The organism is Pseudohalioglobus lutimaris (assembly GCF_002866825.1).
In the GTDB taxonomy this organism is placed as follows: Bacteria; Pseudomonadota; Gammaproteobacteria; order Pseudomonadales; family Halieaceae; genus Halioglobus; species Halioglobus lutimaris.
This window is the reverse complement of record NZ_PKUS01000020.1, coordinates 1-24,795: the sequence shown is the minus strand read 5'-3', so window position 1 is coordinate 24,795 and position 24,795 is coordinate 1. Positions and strand designations below refer to the sequence as shown.

At 57.8% G+C, this 24,795-nt stretch carries 25 protein-coding genes; 4 read left to right on the top strand and 21 right to left on the bottom strand.

Annotation, left to right across the window (positions count from 1 at the left end; genetic code table 11):
- Positions 1–91: 91 nt before the first annotated feature.
- From adk to rpoE, 16 genes are all read right to left on the bottom strand, one after another.
- A complete protein-coding gene (adk, locus tag C0039_RS14440) occupies positions 92–739 on the bottom strand; it encodes an adenylate kinase (protein ID WP_101518446.1) in 648 nt (215 codons plus the stop codon).
- 126 nt (positions 740–865) lie between these two features.
- Complete coding sequence (gene mazG / locus C0039_RS14435; RefSeq protein ID WP_076001544.1) at positions 866–1,675, bottom strand: nucleoside triphosphate pyrophosphohydrolase; 810 nt, start codon at positions 1,673–1,675, stop codon at positions 866–868.
- Positions 1,672–3,903, bottom strand: coding sequence for a GTP diphosphokinase (gene relA / locus C0039_RS14430; RefSeq protein ID WP_101518445.1), 2,232 nt, complete (start codon positions 3,901–3,903; stop codon positions 1,672–1,674). The genes mazG and relA overlap by 4 nt, the downstream gene beginning before the upstream one ends.
- A 1-nt stretch (position 3,904) precedes the next feature.
- Positions 3,905–4,801, bottom strand: coding sequence for a cysteine synthase CysM (gene cysM, locus C0039_RS14425; RefSeq protein WP_101518444.1), 897 nt, complete (start codon positions 4,799–4,801; stop codon positions 3,905–3,907).
- Positions 4,802–4,893: 92 nt separating this feature from the next.
- A complete protein-coding gene (gene acpS / locus C0039_RS14420; RefSeq protein ID WP_076001547.1) occupies positions 4,894–5,265 on the bottom strand; it encodes a holo-ACP synthase in 372 nt (123 codons plus the stop codon).
- Positions 5,262–5,993 carry a DNA repair protein RecO gene (gene recO, locus C0039_RS14415; protein ID WP_101518443.1) on the bottom strand — a complete coding sequence of 244 codons (732 nt, stop codon included), beginning with the start codon at positions 5,991–5,993 and terminating at the stop codon, positions 5,262–5,264. Before recO ends, acpS begins: the two co-directional genes overlap by 4 nt.
- A 14-nt stretch (positions 5,994–6,007) precedes the next feature.
- Positions 6,008–6,904, bottom strand: coding sequence for a GTPase Era (era, locus tag C0039_RS14410; RefSeq protein WP_101518442.1), 897 nt, complete (start codon positions 6,902–6,904; stop codon positions 6,008–6,010).
- Complete coding sequence (gene rnc / locus C0039_RS14405) at positions 6,905–7,591, bottom strand: ribonuclease III (protein ID WP_101518441.1); 687 nt, start codon at positions 7,589–7,591, stop codon at positions 6,905–6,907. It lies immediately after the preceding gene.
- Positions 7,588–7,974 (bottom strand): DUF4845 domain-containing protein, encoded by a 387-nt coding sequence (locus tag C0039_RS14400; protein WP_084179898.1) that lies wholly within the window; start codon positions 7,972–7,974, stop codon positions 7,588–7,590. The genes rnc and C0039_RS14400 overlap by 4 nt, the downstream gene beginning before the upstream one ends.
- A gap of 28 nt (positions 7,975–8,002) precedes the next feature.
- Positions 8,003–8,851, bottom strand: coding sequence for a signal peptidase I (gene lepB, locus C0039_RS14395; RefSeq protein WP_076001552.1), 849 nt, complete (start codon positions 8,849–8,851; stop codon positions 8,003–8,005).
- On the bottom strand, positions 8,851–10,650 hold the full coding sequence (gene lepA / locus C0039_RS14390; protein ID WP_076001553.1) for a translation elongation factor 4: 1,800 nt from the start codon (positions 10,648–10,650) through the stop codon (positions 8,851–8,853). Before lepA ends, lepB begins: the two co-directional genes overlap by 1 nt.
- Positions 10,651–10,761: 111 nt before the next feature.
- On the bottom strand, positions 10,762–12,165 hold the full coding sequence (locus C0039_RS14385; protein WP_076001554.1) for a DegQ family serine endoprotease: 1,404 nt from the start codon (positions 12,163–12,165) through the stop codon (positions 10,762–10,764).
- Positions 12,166–12,207: 42 nt separating this feature from the next.
- Positions 12,208–12,681 carry a SoxR reducing system RseC family protein gene (locus C0039_RS14380; RefSeq protein ID WP_076001555.1) on the bottom strand — a complete coding sequence of 158 codons (474 nt, stop codon included), beginning with the start codon at positions 12,679–12,681 and terminating at the stop codon, positions 12,208–12,210.
- 1 nt (position 12,682) lies between these two features.
- A complete protein-coding gene (locus tag C0039_RS14375; RefSeq protein WP_101518440.1) occupies positions 12,683–13,639 on the bottom strand; it encodes a MucB/RseB C-terminal domain-containing protein in 957 nt (318 codons plus the stop codon).
- A 7-nt stretch (positions 13,640–13,646) separates the two neighbouring features.
- Complete coding sequence (locus C0039_RS14370) at positions 13,647–14,243, bottom strand: sigma-E factor negative regulatory protein (protein WP_076001557.1); 597 nt, start codon at positions 14,241–14,243, stop codon at positions 13,647–13,649.
- 75 nt (positions 14,244–14,318) lie between these two features.
- Positions 14,319–14,897: an RNA polymerase sigma factor RpoE gene (rpoE, locus tag C0039_RS14365; protein ID WP_076001558.1), complete on the bottom strand. Its 579-nt coding sequence runs from the start codon at positions 14,895–14,897 to the stop codon at positions 14,319–14,321.
- 266 nt (positions 14,898–15,163) lie between these two features.
- Here rpoE and nadB point away from each other — a divergent pair, with 266 nt between their 5' ends.
- Positions 15,164–16,765, top strand: coding sequence for an L-aspartate oxidase (gene nadB, locus C0039_RS14360; protein WP_101518439.1), 1,602 nt, complete (start codon positions 15,164–15,166; stop codon positions 16,763–16,765).
- On the opposite strand, the gene C0039_RS14355 is transcribed toward nadB, so the two are convergent.
- Together C0039_RS14355 and C0039_RS14350 are read right to left on the bottom strand one after the other, a co-directional pair.
- On the bottom strand, positions 16,742–17,167 hold the full coding sequence (locus C0039_RS14355) for a protein YgfX (RefSeq protein ID WP_133126007.1): 426 nt from the start codon (positions 17,165–17,167) through the stop codon (positions 16,742–16,744). The two genes, nadB and C0039_RS14355, sit on opposite strands and share 24 nt — an antisense overlap.
- Positions 17,118–17,411 carry an FAD assembly factor SdhE gene (locus C0039_RS14350; protein WP_423810689.1) on the bottom strand — a complete coding sequence of 98 codons (294 nt, stop codon included), beginning with the start codon at positions 17,409–17,411 and terminating at the stop codon, positions 17,118–17,120. Before C0039_RS14350 ends, C0039_RS14355 begins: the two co-directional genes overlap by 50 nt.
- A gap of 103 nt (positions 17,412–17,514) precedes the next feature.
- On the opposite strand from C0039_RS14350, the gene ygfZ reads away from it, so the two are divergent.
- Positions 17,515–18,441: a CAF17-like 4Fe-4S cluster assembly/insertion protein YgfZ gene (ygfZ, locus tag C0039_RS14345; protein WP_165787143.1), complete on the top strand. Its 927-nt coding sequence runs from the start codon at positions 17,515–17,517 to the stop codon at positions 18,439–18,441.
- 70 nt (positions 18,442–18,511) lie between these two features.
- On the opposite strand, the gene C0039_RS14340 is transcribed toward ygfZ, so the two are convergent.
- Positions 18,512–20,245 (bottom strand): isocitrate/isopropylmalate family dehydrogenase, encoded by a 1,734-nt coding sequence (locus C0039_RS14340; RefSeq protein WP_101518436.1) that lies wholly within the window; start codon positions 20,243–20,245, stop codon positions 18,512–18,514.
- 153 nt (positions 20,246–20,398) lie between these two features.
- Between C0039_RS14340 and C0039_RS14335 the strand changes: the two genes are divergently transcribed.
- Entirely contained in the window at positions 20,399–21,643 is a 1,245-nt protein-coding gene (locus C0039_RS14335; protein WP_101518435.1) for an MFS transporter, read from the top strand.
- Positions 21,644–21,994: 351 nt separating this feature from the next.
- Positions 21,995–22,573 carry a phosphoribosyltransferase gene (locus tag C0039_RS14330; protein WP_341476654.1) on the top strand — a complete coding sequence of 193 codons (579 nt, stop codon included), beginning with the start codon at positions 21,995–21,997 and terminating at the stop codon, positions 22,571–22,573.
- Between the two features lie 11 nt (positions 22,574–22,584).
- Here C0039_RS14330 and ung read toward each other — a convergent pair whose 3' ends face one another.
- Together ung and cofH are read right to left on the bottom strand one after the other, a co-directional pair.
- The gene (gene ung / locus C0039_RS14325) at positions 22,585–23,283 is read right to left on the bottom strand and encodes a uracil-DNA glycosylase (protein ID WP_076001563.1); all 699 of its coding nucleotides are present in this window, start codon (positions 23,281–23,283) and stop codon (positions 22,585–22,587) included.
- A gap of 1 nt (position 23,284) precedes the next feature.
- Positions 23,285–24,795 (bottom strand): 5-amino-6-(D-ribitylamino)uracil--L-tyrosine 4-hydroxyphenyl transferase CofH (cofH, locus tag C0039_RS14320; protein WP_101518434.1); only part of this gene is annotated, 1,511 nt, incomplete at its 5' end.

The window sequence follows — 24,795 nt, the reverse complement described above, 5'->3', positions numbered from 1 at the left end:
AAAAAAGGCGAACCTCAAATGAGATTCGCCTTGTGATCCCAAACTGTGGGACAGCAGTGGAGCATCGCTCCCTTTAGACTCGTACTGCAGCTCAATCGCCCAGTTCAGCAAAAACTGCATCACGTATATCTTCAACGCCACCCACGCCGGGTATTCGATGATAGTCGGGAGCATCCTCGCCGACCATGTCCTGATAAAAATCGATCAACGGGCTGGTCTGCGTGTGATAAATCTCCAGCCGTTTACGCACGGTGTCTTCGTGGTCGTCGTCGCGTTGCACCAGGGCCTCGCCGGTTTCGTCATCGCACCCTTCGCGTTGCGGCGGATTGTAGACAACATGATAAACGCGACCAGAACCCGGGTGCACTCGGCGACCGCTCAGCCTGGCGACGATCTCCTCATCATCGACTGCAATCTCTACCACGTGATCAATCTTTACACCCGCTTCAACCATTGCCTGCGCTTGCGGAATGGTTCGCGGAAAACCATCGAAAAGGAAACCGCGACGACAGTCGTCTTCGGTGATGCGCTCTTTGACCAGGCCGATAATGATATCGTCAGATACCAGGCCTCCGGCGTCCATCACCTCTTTCGCCTGCAGGCCTAACTCAGTTTGCGCCTTGACGGCCGCGCGCAGCATATCGCCGGTCGATATTTGCGGGATGCCATATTTCTCGGTAATGAACTGGGCCTGGGTACCTTTACCAGCGCCCGGGGCGCCCAATAAGATCATTCGCATAAGTACGCTACCTCATTATTCTCGAGATGCGGTCTGGCCGCATGGGAAATTGTGAACAGGGAACTGTGGAGGGACGCTACAATACACAGCGTATCATGAGGTTACAACCCCTACCTTTGGCGAGGGTCATGGCTGTTTTGCGCGCTCCCAGAGCAGGTCCAGTGCGGTGTCATCCAGTTCAGTAAGAGAGGTACCCTCTTCCGCGGCGAAGGCCTCCATGCAACGAAAGCGGCGCTCGAACTTGCTCGATGAGTCACGCAGGGCACTTTCCGCATTCACGCTCAGGTGCCGGCATAAATTGACGCAGGTGAACAGCAGGTCGCCCATTTCCTCGTGAATTGCCTGGGAACTCTTATCTGCAATCGCGCTGCGTAATTCTGTGATCTCCTCATCAAGCTTGTCTATTACTGACGCCCGCTCTCGCCAGTCGAATCCGACCCGGGCAGCTCTCTTTTGCAGTTTCTGCGCTCTGGGCAGAGCAGGCAAGGCGACCGGGATGTCATCAAGCACACCATGCTGCTCCCGTTGTCCACGTTCCTGCTGCTTGATGGCCTCCCAGGTCGCGTTGACCTGTCCAACCGCAATCCTGTCATCGCCGACAACGCCCTCGATGTCGCCTCCAGCAAACACATGGGGATGTCGACGAACCAGTTTCTCCACCAGCGTATCGACAACTTTCCCGAAATCGAATATGCCTTGTTCTCTGCCCAGCTGGGCATAGAAGATCACCTGGAACAGCACGTCACCCAACTCTTCCGCCACATGCTCAAAGTCGTCATGCTCTATGGCGTGTGCCAACTCATAACACTCTTCCAGAGTCGAGGGCACAATGCTGCGAAAGTCCTGCTGTAAATCCCATGGACAACCGCGTTCCGGGTCGCGCAGTCTTTCCATTACCCTTATCAGGTCATCGATGGTGTAAGTACGCTGGGTCACTCGCTAACCCTCACGGCTGAGATCACGTTGTTCAAACGATTCATTCGCTCCAGCAACTTGGACAATGATGCCAGATTAGGCACCTCAACCCGCAGGCGCATCGTCGCTGTATGACTTTTCTTGTTGGTCTGGGTGCTGATAGACAGGACATTAATATGCGCATTGGCAAACAAGCCGGTGATATCACGAAGGAGTCCATGACGGTCATAGGCTTCAATGGCAACATCGACTTCGTAATTGTCGGTAGGCGATGTGCCCCAATCCACGTCAATCACCCGCTCGGGCGAGCTATCGGCCAACTTGATCAGCCTGGCGCAATCCGAACGATGGATGCTCACTCCCCTGCCCTGCGTAATGAAGCCGGTGACAGCATCACCGGGCAGGGGCTTGCAACACCCCGCCATATGATTGAGAAGGTTTCCCACGCCCTGTACATGGACTTCACTGCGGTAGCGTGTGGCCCCGGGTCGGGCTAACTTCAGCTGTGGCTCCTGGCGTCGCTCTATCAGTCCCTGTGCGGCATTGAGCACCTGGGCTGAGGACAGGTCACCAGAGCCAACGGCCGCATACATGTCGTCCACGGTCTGCAACTGCACCTTGCGCGCAATGCGCTGGTAATCGATGCTGGTCAGAGCCAGGCGCTTGAACTCACGCTCAAGCAGGTGACGGCCGGCGGCTACATTCTCTTCACGCGCCTGCGTCCGGAACCAGTGCTGGACCTTCGCCCTCGCACGCGACGTGCGCAGATATCCCAGTGCCGGCTGCAGCCAGTCCCGCTTGGGCTTTCCCTCCTTGCTGGTAAGCACTTCTACCCGCTCGCCCATTTTCAGGGTATAGGTGAGCGGCACAATGGATCCATTGACCTTGGCTCCACGACAGCGGTGCCCTACCTCCGTGTGCACGTGGTAGGCGAAATCCAGAGGTGTTGCGCCATGAGCAAGATTGACCACGTCCCCATGGGGCGTGAACACATAAACACGGTCCTGGGCCACGTCGAAACTGAACTGTTCGGCCACATCGCCGGCGTCACCTGTTTCCTCATGCCAGTCCAGCACCTGGCGCAGCCACGCCAGTTTCTCTTCGTATGTGCTGGCCATGCCCGAAGCGGCATCAGAGCCCTTGTAGCGCCAGTGCGCGCAGACGCCGAGCTCGGCCTCCTCGTGCATCTGCCGGGTGCGTATTTGCACTTCCAGTATCTTGCCTTCAGGCCCGATAACGGCAGTGTGTAAAGACCGGTAGCCATTTTCCTTGGGATTGGCGATGTAATCATCGAACTCATTCGGAATGTTTCTCCACAGCCCGTGCACCAGCCCGAGCGTGGCATAACAGTCCTTTATTTCGGGCACGAGGATGCGCACGGCGCGGATATCATAAACCTGGGAAAAGCCAATGCCCTTGCGCTGCATTTTGCGCCAGATGCTGTAGATGTGCTTGGCGCGCCCCTCAATCGTAAACGCCAGGCCGGCATCACCCAGGACACGAGTGAGAAGCGCTGTCACGTCTGCAATGAACTGATCGCGTTCCAGACGTTTACCATCCAGGAGGCGGGCGATCTTGCGATAGGCCTCTGCATAGATGTAGCGAAAAGACAGGTCTTCCAGTTCCCACTTGAGATGACCGATCCCCAGCCTATGGGCCAGAGGCGCGTATACGTCAAACACTTCACGGGCGATGGGCTCGCGACGCGCCTCGTCATTCTTGACGGCCCGAATCGCACAGGTGCGCTCAGCCAGCTTGATCAGGGCAACGCGCACGTCGTCCACCATGGCGATCAGCATTTTGCGCACATTGTCTTTCTGGGCATGAGCCTGCCCCAACACCGGGTGGTCCTGTTGCAGGCGCAGGTCACCGATAGCCGCCATACGCAGCACACCATCGAGCAGATCCGCGGCCGCAGCGCCGAACTTTTCCCTGGCCTGCTGCTCTGACATACGCTGCTCGCGCACGACACGGTAGAGCAGGCCGGCGACCAGGCAATCCGTGCCCACATGCAGCTCCGCGAGTATCAGGGCGACGTCGAGACCGGCACGAAAACAGTCGCTCTCCTGTGCCCAGTCGCCGCTGTCGACAAACGGAACCGTGGCCAGTTCACGCACGCACTCAGCGGCTTCCAGCAGGCGCTGGCGCTCACCGGCCTCAAGCTCGACGGGGAGGCTGTCCAGCCATAGCGACAGGTCAACCGCATGGGCTTCGGCCTCATGATGGGACTGGTGCCGGACGCGGACCATATCAGTCCGCCGCGAAAACGCCGGTAGACAGGTAACGGTCTCCCCGGTCACAGATGATGGCAACGATCACCGCGTTTTCCAGCTCTTCTGACAACCTCAGCGCGGCCGTGACCGACCCGCCGGAGGACACGCCGCAAAAAATGCCTTCCTCGGCGGCGAGACGACGCATGTTTTGCTCAGATTCGGCCTGGGAAATATCCATGACGCGGTCCACTCTTGCCGCGTCAAATATCGACGGCAAATAGGCCTTGGGCCAGCGCCGGATACCGGGGATGCTTGAGCCGTCTTCAGGTTGCAAGCCGATTATTTCGATCTCGGGGTTCTTCTCTTTAAGGTACGCTGAACAACCCATAATCGTGCCGGTTGTACCCATGGAACTGACAAAGTGCGTCACCGTGCCTCCTGTCTGTTGCCAAATTTCCGGGCCGGTGGTTCTCATGTGGGCCAGTGGGTTATCGGCATTGGCAAACTGGTCCAGCACCTTTCCCTCGCCGCGCGCCTGCATCGCCATCGCCAGATCCCTGGCACCCTCCATACCCTCTTCCTGGGTCACTTCTATCAGCACTGCTCCGTAGGCTGACATAGCCTGTTTACGTTCATCGCTCATATGGCTGGGCATAATCAGTAACAGCCGGTACCCGCGGATCGCTGCAGCCATGGCCAGCGCGATTCCTGTATTACCGCTGGTGGCCTCAATCAGGGTGTCGCCGGGCTTGATCTCCCCACGTTCCTCCGCCCGGACAATCATACTCAGGGCCGGCCTGTCTTTTACGGAACCCGCGGGATTATTGCCCTCCAACTTGAGCAGCACGGTATTGCTGGTCTGGCCTTGCATACGCTGGAGTCTCACCAGGGGCGTATTGCCTATGCAGGCCTCGATTGTGGGGTATTCGCGCATCTCTTCTCTACATCCAGGTGCCCGGGGGCAGTTTAACGGTTCGGGGGCGACTGTGCATGCGAACTGCCGTGGCGCAAGGTCGCGCGCCGGCTTCAGGCCAGAACAGCAAAAGCAACCACGCAGTCCACCTCATCGGCAAGGCTTAGCGCCACCCGGGTACCACCCAGTTCCCGGGCGACGCGCAGGGCACCACCCGTGAGTTCCACAACCGGGGCGCCGTGTGCGTTGTGGGCAATGCGGATATCCTGCCAACTGACACCGCGGCCAATACCGGTACCCAGCGCCTTGGCCACTGCTTCCTTGGCCGCAAAACGCTTGGCGAGCAAATTTGCGGGCCTGGCGCTATCGGCGTATTCCTCACACTCTTCAGGGCATAATATGCGCTCGACAAAGCGCAGGCCCTGCCGCTCAACCACCGCATCGATGCGATCGAACCGGAGGATGTCTGTACCCACTGCTATCATCGCTGCTCCCCAGTTTGTTTTAGCCGCCCCCGGAACAGGTCACGACTCTTTAGCGGCGCATCACCCAGGTGCTGTGCCAGCGCCTGCCGCATCAATCGCCTCGCAGCGAGTCTGGCATCACCGGCAAACTCGCCCCTGGACATGGCCAGCAAATCGCCGCCACTATAGGCCGGGTGCGATGGGTCTACGCCCTGCCCGCCCCGGATCAGACCAAAATCGGGATGAAAATGATACCAGCCTTCAGCCTCGATGGCGTCACCGCTGGAGCCGTCCTGCTGCAGCGAAAAACCATAGCCCAGCGCGTCCAACAGGCCCAACTCAAAGCGCCGCAGAACGGCCTCAAGTAAAGGCGCATCGGTTAAATCCTGCAGCACCTGCCCATAGGCGGCAAAGAGCAGTGGGTGTGGGTCGTGACGGTGTAACAGGCGCATCAGCACCTCATTCACATACATGGCGCTGTAGAGCTGCTCGGCGCGCAGGGCAACGGGCGCTGCGGCGGACTCCACCTGTGTGAGGGTTTTCATTTCACCGCGACCACTGAATGAGAGCAACAAGGGGATAAATGGCTGCAGCAGGGCCGCAGTACTGCCGCCCCTTGCCCGCCTGCGAGCCCCCTTGGCAACCAAGCTGAGCCTGCCGTGCTCGGCGGTAAAGACTTCGAGAATCAGGCTGCTGTCGCGATAAGCACGGCTATGCAATATGTAGGAAGGCTGTAAGTTGACGCGCATGATCGCGGACGACGTCAGCGGTCTTCGTAGCCAAGGCTGCGCAGAGCTCGCTCATCATCTGACCAGCCACTCTTCACCTTCACCCAGAGCCGCAGCATCACTTTGCAGTCAAACAGTTTCTCCATATCCTTGCGTGCCTCGGTGCCGATCGAGCGCAGGCGACTGCCTTTTTCGCCGATGATGATCTGCTTCTGCCCCTGTCGCTCCACCAGGATCAACGCGGAGATATGCGCAATGCCATTGTCGAAGCCAAATTCCTCGATCTCCACGGTGACTGCATAGGGTAACTCCTCACCGAGTTGCCGCATGATTTTCTCACGCACTATCTCTGCCGCGAGAAACCGCTGGCTTCGATCGGTAATCTGCTCTTCCGGGAAAAAGTGATCGGAGGCGGGAAGGTATTTGACAACCTCCTTTTCCAGCGCGTCTATGTTGCGCGCGCGCAGCGCAGAAACCGGCACAATCGCTTCAAAAGCGCCGCGGTCCGCCAACGCCTGAAGGTGCGGCAACAGAATATTCTTGTCGTCCAGCAGATCAACCTTGTTGACCACCAGTATGGTTGGCCGCCGCGCCTGTTGTACCTGCTCCAGGACCATCTGGTCTTCCTCTGTCCAGGCGGTCCGGTCAACGAGGAAAAGCACCAGGTCAACGTCTCGAATAGCCGAGCTCGCGGCCCTGTTCATAAAGCGGTTAATCGCTTTTTCCGCACCACGGTGCAAGCCAGGCGTGTCGACAAAAATGATCTGGTGATCACCCTCTGTCTTGATACCGATCACCTGGTGACGTGTTGTCTGCGGTTTGCGCGAGGTAATGCTGATTTTTTGCCCAAGCATATGGTTAAGCAGCGTTGACTTGCCCACATTGGGACGACCAACGATGGCGACGTAACCACAGCGCTTTTCGTTACTCATCTAGGCGACTCCGAGGTGTTCAAGCGCAGAGCTGGCGGCGGCCTGTTCAGCCTTGCGGCGACTGCTACCGGAGCCCTCTACGACCAGCGTGGGCTTAACCAGACGGCAGGCTACCTGGAACTGCTGGTTGTGGTCCTCTCCCTGCACGCCTAGCAACTCGTACTCCGGCAGTGGACAATTACGACCTTGCAAATATTCCTGCAACCGGGTTTTCGCATCCTTGTCGGCATTCTCCAGACTCAGGCCTTCGAGTCGCTGTGCGAACCAATTGAGCACACACTGACGACAGGTCTCGACGTCAGAATCAAGCAGTATAGCCCCCGCCACTGACTCAAGAGCATCAGCGAGAATGGAACTGCGACGGCGGCCGCCACTCTTGCGCTCGCCGGGACCCAAATGCAGATGTTCTCCGAGTTGAAGCTCGCGAGCCACCTTTGCCAGGGTATCACCCCGCACCAGAGAGGCCCGAATACGGCTGAGTTCGCCCTCGCGAGCCTTCGGAAACTGATGGTACAGCGCCTCAGCTATAATGTGATTTACTATGGAGTCACCAAGGAACTCAAGACGTTCGTAGTTCCGGCCACCCACACTTCTATGGGTTAACGCCAGATCCAGCAGACCGGGGTCAGAAAAGGAATGGCCCAGCGCACGCTGTAGCCGCGCCGAATGCGCCTGCCGATCGTTCACCTGGCTCCGGGGTTTCCCGCTTCAACCAGCAGGTCATCGAACTTCAGCAAGGCGTCGATACGACCGGCAATAGGCACACGCGCCTCATAGCTGGCGTCAATATAGGTCTTGCCTTTTTCGCGATATATATCCACGTCGCCGATCTTGATCGCGGAGATCTGGTTAGTATTGAACATCGCATCGATACGACGTCGAACCTGCCCCACCGTCGTAGTACCCGGCTCATGCTCATCTGCCACTGTCTGGATAATACCCTTGATGGCGTTGTACTCGAAATAATGCGGAACCATCTTGACGAAACACATGACGTAAAAGCCAACCATAATGGCAATCAGCAGTATGCCCGGAATAGACATTCCCCTCTGACGTTGCGGTGTGCGCATTTCCCTGCCCCCAAAAATTCCAGTTATTTCATTCTATGTAGCCGACGCGAGCGAAGCTGGGGAAGCTCAGGAAAGAATCCCAGTGCATCCAGATCGCGAAGGCCTTGCCTACTATATCCTTTTCCGGGACCTGACCCCAAATACGGGAATCTGAACTGTTATCCCGATTATCGCCCATCATAAAATAATGTCCGGGCTTGACCACCACCGAGAAATTGATGGGGCGCCGGGCATCATTCACCTGCATCATAAAGCGCGCCTCTCCCAGGGCCTCCAGCCCCAGGCGATAGCTGGCATCGGGGCCGGGCGCAACCGCAACTTCGTCGCGATCGACCAGTTCACCGTTGACGTACACGCGCTTGTCCCGGTAAGTGACCTTGTCTCCCGGTAAACCGATTACCCGTTTGATGTAATACGTGTCATTCATATGCGGCGGGAAGAACACCATCACGTCGCCGCGCTGTGGCTCATTCAAAGCCATCACCTTGGTACGAGTAACGGGCAGGCGAATTCCATAAGTATATTTGTTCACCAATATATAGTCTCCGACCTGCAGTGTGGGGACCATTGATGAAGAGGGAATCTGGAACGGTTCGACAATGAAAGAGCGCAGGACAAACACCACGAACAAAACGGGAAAAAACGACCTGGCGTACTCTACAAGCACAGGCTCGGCGGCACTATCCTGAACCCGGGCGCTGAACTGCTTATGCTGGGGATTGTCCTCCTGATCCCAATTCGGATACTGCTCCTGAAGCTCAGCGATAACTTTCTTACGCCCCGGAGCAAGGAACAATGCATCCAGCAGCCAGATCAGGCCTGACCCACCCACAAGAATAACCAGAATCAGGGGGAAATCTATGGTTACACCGCTCATTAACTGTCCACCTTCAGCACCGCCAGGAATGCCGACTGTGGAATCTCCACACTTCCGACCTGCTTCATGCGTTTCTTACCTTCCTTCTGCTTCTCCAGCAGTTTCTTTTTGCGCGATGCATCGCCGCCGTAGCACTTGGCAGTGACGTTCTTGCGCAGCGCCTTGACAGTAGTCCTGGCAACCACTTTCCCGCCCACAGCGGCCTGGATGGCAACATCAAACATCTGCCGCGGGATGAGTTCTTTCATTTTTTCAGTCAGGGCGCGTCCCCGGTACTGCACCTGATCGCGATGAACAATCACCGCCAGCGCATCCACCCGATCGCCGTTGATCAACACATCCAGTCGCGATAGAGACGCGGCCTGGAAGCGCTCGAAACCGTAATCCAGCGAGGCATAGCCGCGGCTTACTGACTTCAGGCGATCAAAGAAATCGAGCACCACTTCCGCCATGGGTATGTCGTAGGTAACCTGCACCTGAGTGCCAAGAAACTGCATGTCTACCTGGGCGCCACGCTTCTCCGAACAAAGCGTGATGACATTCCCCAGGTAATCCTGGGGCACGAGGATATTACAGCGCGCAATAGGCTCGCGCATTTCTTCGATATCGCCCACGTCAGGCAACTTCGAGGGGTTATCCACCTTGGCCACTTCACCGTTTTTCTTCAGCACTTCGTAGATAACGGTGGGTGCCGTGGTGATCAGGTCGAGGTCGTACTCTCGCTCCAGTCGCTCCTGGATAATCTCCATGTGCAACATGCCCAGAAAGCCACAACGAAAGCCAAACCCCAGCGCGTCAGATGTCTCCGGCTCATAGAACAGCGAAGCATCGTTCAGCGTCAATTTACCCAGGGCATCGCGAAAGTCCTCGTAGTCGTCGGAGGAGATGGTGAATATCCCTGCGTAAACCTGCGGCTTCACCCTCTTGAAGCCGGGCAGTGCGGGGACATCCGGACTTTTATCGTGGACCAGTGTGTCGCCTACAGGCGCGCCGTGAATGTCCTTGACCCCGGCCACCACGAAGCCGACTTCACCGGCTTGCAGGCAATCAGTCTCACGACGTTTGGGCGTAAAGATACCCACACTATCAACCTGCTGGGCCTTACCAATTGACTTGGCAACGATTTTGTCACGCTTGCGCAGCACACCTTGCTTGACCCGAACCAGCGACACCACACCCAGATAATTGTCAAACCAGGAATCGATGATAAGCGCCTGCAGCGGCGCATTACGGTCACCCTCCGGAGGCGGAATCTCCTCGACCAGGTATTCCAGTGCATCCTCGATTCCCAGCCCGGATTTGGCACTCACCAGGCAGGCCTCCAGCGCGTCAATCCCGATGATATCCTCGATTTCCTGCTTGACCCGGTCCGGATCAGCCTGCGGCAGATCCATCTTGTTGAGTATCGGCAGTACTTCCAGTCCTTGCTCTATCGCCGTGTAACAGTTGGCCACGGACTGCGCCTCAACTCCCTGCCCGGCATCCACAACCAGCAATGCTCCCTCACAGGCGGCCAGCGAGCGCGAAACCTCATACGAGAAGTCGACATGCCCAGGGGTGTCGATGAAGTTGAGCTGATAGGTTTGACCGTTGCGCGCCTGGTAGTCCAGGGTCACGCTCTGGGCCTTGATGGTAATGCCCCGCTCACGTTCGATGTCCATGGAGTCCAGCACCTGGGCATCCATCTCCCTGGCGCTGAGACCGCCACAATGCTGGATAAAACGGTCGGCCAGGGTCGATTTGCCGTGGTCAATGTGGGCAATAATGGAAAAATTGCGGATGTGCTGAAGATCGCTCAATGCTAGGGCCCGGACAAGATCAGGCGGCGATGAGTGACCGCCCCCGAAAAACGCGCGATTGTACCTGAAAGCATTGGCCCCCGCTATCACAGCGGGGGCCAGACCTGCGGGCTAGTCAGCCAGTTTCAGACCGATAAACATCGGCGAGCCCCGGCGCATCAGCCGAAGCGGGACAGAACTGCCTGCGCGCAGCTTCTCTGCGGCATCCGCGAAGGCGTCCACAGACTTCACCGGCGAATTGCCGATCAGGGTGATTATATCCCCCGCCAAAACACCTGCTTCAGCCGCTGGCGAGCCCGGTACGACCTCACGCACCTGCACCCCACCAGACAACCCCCAGCGCTCCAAATGCTCCGCCGGGGCCTCTCCCACGATCAAACCGAGGCGGCCACCCTCACCGTCATCGACGCTCCCGCCGCGCAATGAGTAACTATCATCCGCATCAAGGCCACCTATCTTTACCTTGATCGTCTTGCGTTTCTTGTCCCGCATAATCTCTACAGGCACACGCGTATCTGGTGCGATCAAGCCTACGACATGGGGAAGGTCGGAGGACGCGGGTATGTCCTTGCCGTCGAAACTGATAATAACATCGCCCTCGCGCAGGCCGGCATCGTCTGCCGGGCCATCCTTTGCCACCTGGGCGATCAACGCACCGCGGGGCCTGTCCAGACCGAAGGACTCTGCCAGGTTCTTGTCCACGTCCTGAATGGTCACTCCAAGCCAACCTCGAGTCACCCTGCCATTTTCTTCCAGCTGGGTAACCACGTTACGGACAACACTCACCGGTATGGCAAAAGACAGGCCGATAGAGCCGCCGCTGCGGGTAAATATCTGTGAGTTGACGCCTACCACCTCGCCTTCAAGGTTGAATAGCGGCCCCCCTGAATTCCCGGGATTGATCGCCACGTCAGTCTGGATGAAAGGAACGTAGTTCTCGTTGTTCTCCGTGGGCAGGCTGCGTCCTTTTGCTGAAACAATACCTGCGGTGACGGAATAGTCGAGACCAAAGGGAGAGCCGATTGCCAGGACCCATTCGCCCACGTCCAGCTCTTCATTTTCTGCAAGGCGAAGCGTTGGCAGGCCAGAGGCATCAATTCGCAACAGCGCCAGATCAGAACGCGGGTCGGTACCAATAACCTCCGCATTAAACTCTCGGCGATCGCTCATCCTTACCAGCACGCTGTCTGCGCCATCGACTACATGATTGTTGGTAACAATGAGCCCGGTCTCGGAAATGATAAACCCAGAGCCCATGCCCATTCGCTGGTGGGGTGCCGGGGGTCCACCGCGATATTCGAAGAAACGCCGCAAATACTCGGGCATTTCCTCTGGACCGGGCTGCCCTTGCCGACCGCGAGGCGAGCTGGATTCAACTATGATCTTAACCACAGCGGGTGAACTTTGTTTGACGATGTCCCGAAATTCGGGCAACTGCGTGCCCTGTGCGTTACCTGCGAGTAACAGTGCAAAGCTAAACAGGAAGATGGAGGTAATACGGGTCAATACAATCATTCCACATGTCCAAATAAGCGTGTAAAAAAAAAGCCGGCTGATTCAGCCGATTCGCAAGGCTTGCGCCTCGCGGGGGAGGATATCTACCAGAGTGGGCTGCAGCGAGCGATCATCTCGATGCCGCCACGCATGCACCCTCACCAGGCTGAAGCCCACAATAAACCCCGCTGCGGCACCCAGTGCACCGCCCAAATCGGCATTGCCAGCACTCTCTGAACCAATAATGGTGCCGAGCATCATAAATACAAGGGGTACTATATATACGATAAAGGAGCCGCGAAGGATGACCTCGTCAGGAATGGATATCTGGACCTCGTCGTCAACGCGGCATTCCGCCGGATCAAGTTCGCCTGGCAGTGCGCGAATCAGTGAACGACGACCTGAGGAGATACTATTGAGCAGGCCATGACCGCAACCTTTCTGCGCGGCGCAGCTACCACAGGTGGTCTTGCGAATCGTCTCTACCCAAATGCCGTCGGGCTCTATGGCCACCACACGCCCCGTCTCCAGCAACATCTCAACGCACCCAATCGACCGAATCAGCGACCATTCTAGCGGTATTCACCGGCACCTCGCCAACCACGGTTACCAGCAGGGGCGTACCGGAGATGGACAGCCCTCTACTGTAAGAGGTTGTGCTGCCCTCGCGGACCATGCCTTCGCCGGGACGGATTTCCCGATCCAGTTCCTCTACAAACACAGAAAACACGGCCAGGCCATCAGTAAAGGTTCTGCGCCCGGCGTTGGCGGGTTGTGTATCTGTGGCCAAAAAGCCGCTGGGTACCCAGCGCACCCGCCAACCGTTAGCAAGGCGCGTGGGCTCCGTGGAAACCCCGGGCACCGGGTGCTCCGCCTCATGCACCACCTCGATTTCTATACCGTCGGGCATGCGCTTGTTAAAAGACAGCTCAGCAAACTGGAACTTTTCCAGGACCACGTTACCTCTACCGATTGTTGTGGTCTTCAACAGCAATCCGGTCTTTCGATCCAGGTCCATGACATAGCCGAACCGATACATGTCTCGCGGCGAGACCAGCACACGCACGGTTTTGCGTCCGGCGACGCGATCGCCATCAGTAACGCTGAATCGATAGTGGCCGGCTATCCCGCAATAGCCGCCCTGAATATGCTCACTCATGCGCAACAACTTGTGACCGGGATGAACGCAATCGAGGGGGTGATCAACACGCACCACCTGCGCACCCTGACCAGTCAATTGAGTCAATTTTTCAGAACTGCGATCACCCTGGACGAAGTGCGAGACCTGCATAACCTGCATATCTGCTTCTCCGCGCTGGTAGGTGACCACGCCGTGATAACTCACCTGATGAACGCTGCGCGACATTTTATCCAGCCATCGCAGTGCCTCTGGGTCGGCATCCGGACAGCCGGAGCTCTGGGCCAGAGGCGATAACAGCAATGCCAGAAGAAGGATCGAGAGCCGGGAAACCGTGCCGTACCGCAAGCCGCTCACCCCTCGATCACTCTCGGATTTCCGGGACACGCGCAAAGGGAATCAGGCCGTGGGGTGAATTGAGCGCTGCGTGCTCCGCATGTTCCTGTATGTACATCTGCATCCGTTGCCGGGCTAACTCTTTATATGCGGTACGCGCTGCCGGCTGTAACATCGGGACCGCTTCCGCTCCATAACTGGCCTGCACTGTCGTCGCGCCGAGGCTATTCACCATGCCCACGGGCGACACTCCGCCTGCAGCGATGGCGCCGGGCGCGTAGATATCCTTGCCATTAATCTGCGTCAGCTGCTGGCCACCAATCACCACGGTAGCCGCGACAGACGCGGCGACGGCGAAGCTCGCGACCGGCCGGAACAGCCGATCGCGCAATGAGCGCGCCTCGCCTGGCGAGCCGTCTATGGCTTCTCGAACCCTGGATGAGATATCCAACTGCATGTGACTGACCTCCTGCCCCGACATTGCTGAGCGCGCGGCGTTGTAGCGCACCCACGTTGATCGCAGCTCGGAATCCTCATTCACCTGCTTGAGCAGACGTTGCAGCTCCAACTCATTGGCCTCATCATCCATTAGGGCTGACAGTGATTCCCGCAGTTGTTCGCTCATCTTTGTTCCTCCGCACCAGGTGCGTTTTCTCTGTACTTTACGGCCCGCGAAAGCTGCCGTCCGGGGTCGCAGCCGCTAGCCGTCGACCTGTTCTTTTACCTTGATATCAATCGCTTCACGCGCCCTGAAGATTCTTGAGCGCACGGTCCCGACAGGGCAATCCATAATCTCTGCGATATCCTCATAACTGAGACCATCAAATTCACGTAAAGTTACCGCACTGCGTAAATCATCGGGCAAATCACGTATTGCCGATTCCACTACCGCTTTCAGTTCCGCGCCGAACAGCGCACTTTCCGGGGTTTCGATGTCCCTCAAGGCGGCCCCGCCCTCATAGTACTCCGCGTCCTCGACCTCTACGTCAGAGCCCGGCGGGCGACGCGAACGCGAAACAAGGTGATTCTTGGCTGTGTTCACCGCAATCCGATAGAGCCACGTATAAAACTGGCTGTCTCCACGAAATTTGGGCAGCGCTCGATAGGCCTTGATAAAGGCTTCCTGCGCGACGTCCTGCACCTCGTCAGCATCGTGCACATAGCGACCGATAAGGCTGAAAATCTTGTGCTGGTACTTTAATACCAGCAGATCGAACGCCCGTGAGTCACCCTTTTGCACCCTGGCAACGAGCTGCTGGTCTGTTTCGGCAGCCGTCACTCCCCTGTCCCCTCCATGGCCAACGACATTACCGCGCTGACATTCTTTTTAGTTCCTGCGGAGTAGACCGCAGCGGCGGCCGGGAGTTCACAGCGCCGCCGTGAAGCCCGCAAATATGCGTAATAATGCCGGGATATGTCCCCCACAAGGAAATTCCTTATTCAGACAGAGGTCGTATACACTACCTCCAGATAGATGCCCAGTAGCGCTAAGTGATTGAGGCATATAATATAATTCACTCCTCACTCCGGCAAGCGAGCAGGCCAGTGCCAGAAACATTCCAACACGACGTTCTAGTTATCGGCAGCGGCGCAGCCGGCCTGAGCCTGGCCCTGCAATTACCCGACGACTGCCGCGTTGCCCTGTTATCCAAAGCAGACCTGAACCAGGGGTCAACTTACTGGGCCCAGGGCGGCATGGCCGCGGTTCTTCATGACCGCGATACGGTGGATGCACATGTGGCCGATACCCTCGCTGCCGGCGCCGGACTTTGCAACCGCGAGTCAGTTGAGTTCACCGTCCGCAACAGTCGTCGCTGTGTGGAGTGGCTGGTGGAACAGGGTGTGGATTTCGACCTGCGCGAAGACCAGCCAGGTGCCGGTACGCGCGAGTTTCACCTGACCATGGAGGGCGGCCACAGTCACCGCCGAATTATCCACTCCGCTGACCGCACCGGGCGTGCTATTTCCGAGGTGCTCACGGAAAAGGCCCTTGCCAGAGACAATATAGAAATTTTCACCCATAGGGTGGCCGTTGACCTGGTTCACGAAGACGGGCGCTGCCAGGGCGCATACGTTCTCAATCAGCAAACTGAGCACGTCGACCTGTTTCAGGCGCGGGCAGTTGTATTGGCAACGGGCGGCGCCAGTAAAGCCTACCTCTATACCAGCAACCCCGACGGCGCCAGCGGCGATGGCATCGCCATGGCCTGGCGCGCGGGGTGCCGGGTCGCCAATATGGAGTTCAACCAGTTTCACCCGACCTGTCTCTACCACCCCAAGGCCAAATCGTTCCTGATAACCGAGGCCATACGAGGCGAAGGCGGACACCTGCTACTGCCCGATGGGGAGCGCTTCATGTCCCGCTTTGACGAACGCGGGGAGCTGGCGCCCCGGGACGTGGTCGCGCGGGCGATAGACCATGAGATGAAACGCCTGGGGGCAGACTGTGTCTTCCTCGACATCTCGCACCAACCGCGGGACTTTCTCGAAAGCCACTTTCCAACGGTGATGCAGCGCTGCCGTGAATTGGGCATGGACATGAGCACCGGCCCTATTCCCGTTGTTCCCGCCGCCCACTATACCTGCGGCGGTATTGTCGTTGACACCGCGGGACGCACGGACCTGCCAGGCCTTTATGCTATCGGCGAAGCGTCCTGTACCGGCCTGCACGGCGCCAACCGCATGGCCTCCAATTCCCTGCTCGAATGTATCGTCTATGCTGAGTCCGCTGCACAGAATATTGCCTCGGGCCTGCAACACGTTGCGCAGCCCAGTCCCCCCAGGCCCTGGGACGAAAGCCAGGTCACTGACTCGGACGAGGATGTAGTGATTTCCCACAACTGGGACGAACTGCGGCGCTTCATGTGGGACTACGTCGGCATTGTGCGCACCGATAAACGCCTGCAGCGGGCAGCACATCGGGTCGAGCTGTTGCAGTCGGAAATTGCGGAGTATTACGGCAATTATAAAGTTAGCAACGACTTGCTGGAGCTGCGCAACCTGGCCATGGTCGCTGAGCTGATGATTCGCTGTGCCATCACGCGTAAGGAGAGCCGCGGCCTGCACTACACCCTGGACTATCCCGATCAACTGGAAGATGCAGTCGATACCGTGCTGGCGCCGTCAAACTCCCCGCTCAAGCCTTAGGCGCACACGCAGTCGGCGCAGCTGATCACGCTCACTATCCCCGTTTAGCAACCATAGTCGCAGGATGGTGCCATCTGCCTGTCGCCACTGGGCAAAGGTCAGCCAGGATAAACAGTGTGCTCGCTGCAAGTGCATTTCCACTGCCTCAGAACCGTTCTGCAGTGCCCAACGCCCCTTATCCCAGCAGACGACTGCCCCCGTCAAGCGTTGTTTTGCAGGCAGGTAATGCGCTACGAGGATCGCCGCTAACACCAGGGCCGCCACGCCGGTGTGGCCTGCCCACAAAAGGTAGAAAAGGGCTGCGCCCACCAGCAGCCAGAAGCTGCAAACGGCGGCCCGCAGTAGCCTGGACTCAGCGATCCTCAGGTGGAGTGAGGGTGAATTCGAGTATCTTGCTGACAATGGCGAGTAGTTCTCCGTCGGCAGGCTGCTCGCGACGCATAAACCAGGCGAACAAGTCCTGATCTTCGCAAAGCATCAAATTCTGGAAGCGGGACCGGTCAGCCTCGTTGAGCGTCTCGTAGCGACTCTGCACGAAGGGCTCCAGCACCAGATCCAGCTCCAGCATGCCGCGGCGGGCGGCCCAGCGCATGCGATTCAGTTCTTCCTTGGACACCATGCCATTCTCGCTTTCAGGGGTATACATCGGGGCGCAGCATTATAACGTCATCTGTAAGCAATTGTGATAATGCTGACAGGCCGGGGCGCAGGTCCTATCATTGGCGTTTACCCGACATGAGGATCACCCCTTGCCCGCACACTACGCGCTGCTCAAAGACGAGGGACTACTGCACATCAGCGGTCCCGATACATTGAAATTCCTACAGGGCCAGACTACCTGTGACACACGTAAGGTCGATGCTGGGCACGCGCTCCCAGGTGCTTTCTGTACGCCCAAGGGCAGAATGATCTGCGACTTCCTGCTGGCGCAGGTGAGCGCAGATCACTACGTCCTGCGCATGCGTAATGACACTGTTGCGCTCGCTGCCACGGCGTTTGGCAAGTACATCATGTTCTCCAAGGCCACCCTGGATGGCGATCGCCAGGATTGGAAAACCGTCGCCTGCTGGGGAGAAAATGTGCGGTCGGCGTTGGCCGGGCTGAAGCTGTCTGTGCCCTCTGCGCGCTACGCGGCGACAAGTGGCGAGGGATATATACTGATCCAGATGGATGATCAGGGTGAGCAGTTTGAGGCCTACCTGGATATGCAGGCATTTCCGCAGCATTTCGAGGCGCTTGCCCAAACAATGGATGCTGGCGAAGAAGAAGACTGGCGGACCCTGCAGATCGAGAGCGGCATTGGCAGGGTCGAAGCTCCCACTTCCGGGGAATTCCTGCCACAAATGCTGAATTACGATGTAACTGGCCACGTCAGTTTCAACAAGGGTTGCTATACCGGCCAGGAAATCGTCGCTCGCCTGCACTACCGGGGCAAGTCGAAGCGACGGCTCTACCTTGCAAGATTCGGGGCGTCGGTACCGCTACCGGCAGGCACCGACCTGTTTTCGCCTGGCACAGATCAGGCTAACGGCACCGTGGTCAACAGCGCAGCTGCAGACGGAGGCCATGTCTGCCTGGTCAGTGCCACTGAAGCAGGCGTTGCAGCAGGGTTGCACCTGCGTGGACACGACCAGGCATTGGAGATCGAGCCCCTGCCCTACACACTACCAGATTGAACTGCAGTGGATGCCCGCCCGAGCGGGAATGCCACCCTTTCAAGGTCACCCTGATCCAGGTGGACTGCAGCTAGAGATTTGATTCTACTGCATCAAGGAATCCACACATATCAACCAGGGTCTCGCTGGATGGGTCAGCGGTCTTCCCCTTCAGGTCGCCGGTGATCGTGCCCTGGGCCACCGTCTCAATCAACGCTGTTTTCAGTCGGCAAGCATAATCAATTAGCGCTTCATTGTTCTCTCTGCTGCCGAGTTCTTCCAGCGCATTGCCGACAGCAAAAATCAGCGCTGAAGAGTTGAAATTAGCCTCTTTCCCATCCGTTTCGAGGTAGCGCAAGAACAAATCATGGGCCGTACCGTGGGGGGCTTCATAGAGCATGGTGCCGTCCTTGCTCTTGATCACGGAACTGGCGGTGGCCAGGCTACCGCCCAGAGCGGCGGAGATATCCGAGAAAATATCGCCGTCCAGGTTCTGCGCCGGATACAAGCCCCAGCGTGGTGGATCGCATATCATCTTACTGAGCTGACGCGAGGGCCGCATAATCATGAAAGACGGCGGAGGTGTATCCAGCGCCGCCAGCTCTTTGCGAATTTCAAGAATGATGGAGCTGTAAACCTCGTCATAGTCGACGAATTCACGTTTGAGGCCGAAATAGACCTCTTTCTTACTCAACGAGGCGTCACGAAATACCTGCTTGACCCAGTCCTTGATCGCATCCCGGTCATTGGACATGAACAGAATCGGGTCGCTGGCTTTTACAAACCGGGCGTGCTTCTCCTGCCCATCTACCAGCACCTTGATAATCCCGTCTTCGATCGCGGGAGCATTGAAGCTGCCATACTGGTCACCACCACCGGCACTCATTCGCGAGATAGAGACATGCGCCTTGCGCTCAGGTAGACCGTAGCGCTTAAGCTGTTGTACCAGCTTATAAAGCTTCATGCCGCTGACATTGTCGGGCACACCCCATAGCGCCCGTTCAGGCGGGTTGGAAATAATGCGCGCCGCCTGTGCGTCGATCAGTTCATAGTGATACTGCAGGCCTGCAGCCGCCACCGCCTCGGCATAGTCACTCTCATAAATTTCCTCAATGGCAGCGCGCATGACGCCATCATAGCCGGGAACGACAGTGTCCTTGAGGCCCAGGTAGATATCGCGTTTCTCCTTCAAGGCACGCTGGAAAAAACGATGCGCCCAGGCCTGCACTTCCTCAAGGCTATTGGTGGCCAGCATCCAGGGGTCGCCCTTTTTCAGGGTTCTGCGATGTAATTCCTGTGGATCACCACTGCTGCCCACAAAGACGATCTTGGCAACGCCAGTTGCATTGGAGAGCTCGCTGTAACTGAAGTCGAGACCGCCGCTGTCCATGGTGTCTACTTCGATATCCCGCCCTTGCCACTCGGGTCGCACACTTTTCAGATTGCGAAATTCGATGTCCTCCCGGGTAATATTGCCCCCTATGCCCTTACGTATTGCGCCGTTGGGTGACTTGGTGGCCAACTTGTCCAGGTCTGACTCCTGAATATCCGGGTGCTTGCTCAGCAGTTCATCCAACTGTGCGCGATTCACAGTCATACCCGCATTCTTGACCCCCACTCCGTGGGCTTTGAGCGCATCGATCGCTTCACGCACAGCGCGTCCATTGGTGACCAGGCGGTTCTCGGCAGTCAGGTCGATCTCGACCAGGTCGATATCGAGGCGAGACTTGACGAACTGTTCCAGAATCTGCTCAAAGGCTATCTGCGCCATTTCATCCCCGTGCAGAATGACCAGCGGCTTCTCGACTTTGATCTTTGAACTCATACGTCCTCCAATGGGTGTCCGGCAGCGCCCGGCGAATCAGTCGGGGGGCGGCATAAAAAGCGCAACTGTAGAGCCTTTGCCGCAGTTAGGCCAGTCGATTTTAGTCTATACAGCGCTACCCGCCGCCCTGCGCCCCTGCCATAATCCGCGACCATGAAATCTTTCCTCCCCCTGATCCATAGCGAATGGCGCTTACTGCTGTTCGGTTTTGTCATGACCTTTGGTTCCAGCCTGGGGCAGACTTACTTTATCGGCCTGTTCAGCGGCGACATTCGCGTTGACCTGGAGCTTAGTCACGGAGACTTCGGCGGCTTGTATTCAGCAGCCACGCTTGTCAGCGCGTTGCTGCTGCTATGGACAGGCTCAATGATTGACCGGATGGAGTTACGCCGCTACGCCTGCCTCATCAGTACAGGTCTTGCACTGGCATGCGCATTGATGGCAGCGAGCACCACGCCGATCATACTGTTTTTAGCACTGCTGGCTCTGCGGCACTTCGGCCAGGGCTTGATGAGCCTGGCCAGCGCCACCACGCTGGTACGCTACCTGGATCACCACAAAGGCAAGGCCAACGCACTGGGGGGAATGGGCTATTCAATCTCCGAGGCACTGCTGCCATCACTGGTCATCGCGCTGCTGGCGCTACTTGGATGGCGCGTGTCCTGGCTGTTCTGGGGTGGGCTGCTGTTGGTGACGGTTCCACTGCTCACGGTCTGGTTGCTGCGCGGGCACGAGCATCGACACGGCGATTACCTTCGGCAATTACAAGCTGGCACCAGCGCTGGCGAGGCTGATCAACGTCGTCAGTGGACTCGTGAACAGGTAGTAATGGACCCCTGTTTTTACCTGTTCATGCCGGCTCTGCTGGCACAACCACTGTTGTTTACCGGTTTTATGTTTCACCAGGTTCAACTGGTGGACGAGAAAGGCTGGAACCTCGCCGCATGGGGCGGTCTGTTTCTGTTTTATGCACTGGTGAATACGCTGTGCAAGCTCTTCGCGGGTCTGCTGGTCGACCGCTTCAGCGCTATCCGGCTTGCAGCACTGGTCTGCCTTCCTCTGGGCGCAGGCCTACTGGTGCTGTCCTCTGCGGACCACTTTATTGCAGCGGCTATATTTATGGGATTGATGGCCGTTTCCGTGGGCTTCTATTCCACGCTGTCTTCGCCATTCTTTTCGGAAATGTACGGCACCCTGCACCTGGGGTCTATCAAGTCGCTGACAACAGCGGCGATGGTTCTGGCAACCGCTATCGCACCTGCTGTTATGGGGTGGCTCATTGACTACGGCGCGAGCATGGACGCTATGGCCCTTGGCGGCGCTGCCTACACCATACTGGCCAGTGCACTGGCTCTCTGGGGCCGCCACCGCCTGCGCACATCCGCAGAGCGCAACTGACGGTGGTTGCCGTGCTGCGCTGATCATACAGCGCGGGCAGGAAAAACTGCCAACTGGCGACTTCTCCTATCTACTGCCCCTGCCATTAGTCCATCATGTGTGGATGACAAAAAGCGTCGTAGACATCAGTTAAAAAGTCGACCCGCCACAGGCCAGTCCACGCCGGCCAGGGCGTTCACTGTAACGAATACCAACGTTTCCCCCGTACCCGTCATGCTCCGCCCTGCCTACCGCAGGGCCGACAAACTGGGCGCTCGCCAGCAGGACCTCCTCGCTCTTGCTAAACGCGCGCTGAAGTCAGCCTTTTGCTAGACTGCACGCCCTGTCGACAGCCCCCCCTGGGAATAAGCCATGGCCCTGCAGAAAACGTACATTGACGCCAATCAACTGCTGCTGGATTCATATGAGCTGGCACTGCAGGTGCTGGAGAGCAACTTCCAACCGGACCTCATCGTCGGTGTCTGGCGAGGCGGCACACCGGTGGCAATTGCCATCCACGAGCTACTGCACTTTCTCGATGTCAGCACAGACCATATCGCTATTCGCACGTCTCACTACACGGGCATCAAGCAAACCGCGAGGACAGTCACGGTGGAAGGGCTGGACTATCTGCTGCAGCGGGTGACCGGGGCCAGTCGTGTGCTGCTGGTGGATGACGTGTTCGACACGGGTCGCAGCCTGCAGCAGGTGGTCCATGACCTGGAGCACGAGTGTGGCGCCAGTACGCCCACAATCAGGATTGCCACGCCCTACTTCAAACCTGACAACAACACCACCTCACTTATGCCTGATTATTATCTGCACAAGACGAGTGAATGGCTGGTTTTCCCGCACGAGCTGGTTGGGCTGTCTGTCGCGGAGGTTGCCGAGGAAAAACCGGGTCTGGGGCACTTACGCGAACGCGTACTGCGTTACCGCAAAGCGCTGTGAATGGCGTGCAATCAACAGGCGGGGGCGTCAGGCAGTGACCAGTCGATAGGTGTTTCGCCGCGCTGGGTCAGGTAGTCGTTGGCCGCCTTAAAGTGACCGCAACCAAAAAAACCCCGATGTGCGCTCAGCGGTGAAGGATGTGGCGCTTTCAGCACGCAGTGGCGCTGTTCATCAATCATCGCCCCCTTGCGCTGGGCGTAACTGCCCCACAGCAGAAAGACCACACCTTCACGTTCGTGATCAATGACTTCGATGACCCGGTCGGTAAACGTCTCCCAGCCCTGGCGCTGATGCGACGCTGCGCAGGCGCATTCAACGGAGAGTACACTGTTAAGCAATAACACGCCCTGGTCGGCCCAACTCGTCAGGTGACCATGCCGGGGAACATCCAGACCCAGCTCGGCATGAATTTCCTTGAAAATATTCTGCAGGGAGGGCGGGACTCTCACCCCGGGCTTGACCGAGAAACAGAGCCCATGGGCCTGGCCCTCTCCGTGATAAGGGTCCTGGCCGAGAATAACGACCTTTACTTTCCCCAGGGGCGTATGCGTGAAGGCATTGAAAATATCCTCACCCGCGGGAAAGATACGCTTGCCCTGCTGTTTCTCCCGACGCAGAAACTCGCGTAGCTGGAGCATGTACGGCTGTTGAAACTCATTCTCAAGTTGAGCCAGCCAACTGCCCTCCAGCTGTATCGCCCGCCCGCTCATGTCAGTTGCACGCGGCCATCAGGAATACCTGGGCATTTTCCGCGTCGAGCCCCATACCGGGCTTGCGCAAAAAGGGCTCTATTCGCGCCACAGGAATCAACTTGCTGCGCTGTTTCTTGCCGGCGCTGGCGTTTTCAGGAGCAGCCAAGGAAGCGGCGTCAAAGGCGGAGATACGCTGTGCCCCGGGCGCGTCTGCATACAGGGTAGTACGCATACGCGGCAATCTGCCCGCCCGCAGGATTTGCGCTTCCATTCGTGCAGGCGACCACTCCTGACCATGATCTGACCCTGCGGCACGGGTGATGCTTTCATTCATCAGCGTCCCGCCCAGGTCATTGGCACCGGCGCGCAGGCAGGCTGCCACGCCCTCCTCCCCCATCTTCACCCAGGAAGTCTGGATATTATCGATCAGCCCATTAAAGACCAGTCGCGCTACTGCGTGCATCAATACTGCCTCGCGGAATGTCGGGCCGCGTCTGGCGTTGCCCTTCAGGTACAATGGCGCCTCCATATGCACGAAGGGCAGCGGCACAAACTCGGTAAAACCGCCGGTGCGTTGCTGCAATTCACGCAGTCGCAACAGGTGGCGGGCCCAGTGACGTGGAGCATCGATATGGCCGTACATGATCGTTGCGGTTGTGCGCAGGCCGAGCCCATGGGCCGTCTCCATCACTTCCAGCCACTGCGCGGTATTGAGCTTATCCGGGCAGAGAGTGGCGCGCACCTCGTCGTCAAGAATTTCTGCAGCGGTGCCCGGAAGCGTTCCGAGGCCCGCGTCCTGGAGTTGCTGCAGGTAGCTGCGCAGGTCAGTACCCAGAGTCTGTGCACCCTGCCAGACCTCCAGCGGTGAAAATGCGTGTATATGCATTGCGGGCGACGCCGCGCGAACAGTGCGCAGGATATCCAGATAGGTCTGACCGGTGTAATCAGGGTGTATACCGCCCTGCATGCAGACTTCGGTTGCGCCGCGCTGCCAGGCCTCTTCGCAGCGCCGGGCAATTTCTTCACCGCTTATATCGTAGGGGCGGCCACGCAGGTGCTCACTCACTTTACCCTTGGAAAAAGCGCAAAACTGGCATTTGAAATAGCAGACGTTGGTGTAATTTATATTGCGATTAACCACAAAGGACACTGTGTCGCCAACGGTGATCTCGCGCAGCGTGTCGGCGGCGTCCACCACAAAAGCAAAATCGGCTCCGCGACTCTGGAACAAGCGCTCCACATCGCCTTCATTCAGCGCCTTTGCGCTAACACAACGCTGCACAATCTCGCGCACTGACGCCGACACATTCTCCGCCAGTGGCGGCGCCAACATCAGGTTATTCTCCACGGCAGGCACCGGGCGTTCTTCGCCCGGCACCCAGGCGTCACGACGTGCATACCCCATACTGTCACTGTGATCCAGCACCGCGCTATGCAGCGCTCTATCCAGCCAGCGGCCCGGCTCGGTCGCGTAGGCAGGATAAATTGTAAGACGCTGATCGAGGAACTTTCCAGCCGCCGCCGTTTCCC